General features: G+C 49.5%; 1 rRNA gene. It reads right to left on the bottom strand.

The annotated features are described in order from the left end of the window. Positions 1-358 (bottom strand): 23S ribosomal RNA (locus N6G83_RS54545); the annotation flags it as partial. Between the last annotated feature and the right edge of the window lie 149 nt (positions 359-507).

Below are 507 nucleotides of genomic sequence, written 5' to 3'. Positions count from 1 at the left end.
GACCTGTGCATTTTAGTGTACGGGGCTATCACCCTTTGCTGCGCGACTTTCCAGACGCTTCCACTAACACACAAGCCGATTCAGGTTCTGGGCTCCTCCCCGTTCGCTCGCCGCTACTGGGGGAATCTCGGTTGATTTCTTTTCCTCGGGGTACTTAGATGTTTCAGTTCCCCCGGTTCGCCTCATGCCACTATGTATTCATGACATGATAGTGTGTCGAAACACACTGGGTTTCCCCATTCGGGTATCGCCGGTTATAACGGTTCATATCACCTTACCGACGCTTTTCGCAGATTAGCACGCCCTTCATCGCCTCTGACTGCCTAGGCATCCACCGTGTACGCTTAGTCACTTAACCTCACAACCCGAAGATGTTTCCATCGTTCGCGCTGCAAACATTTGAGAGACTCTATGACAGGTTACTCTTCATCCCAATACGTCTACGGAGGGATAAATTTCAGCCGTCATGTTTCAATTTTCAGCTTGTTCCAGATTGTTAAAGAGCAA

The sequence above is a fragment of the Serratia sp. PL7 genome, from assembly GCF_945957435.1.
This window is presented reverse-complemented; position numbering and strand designations above follow the sequence as displayed.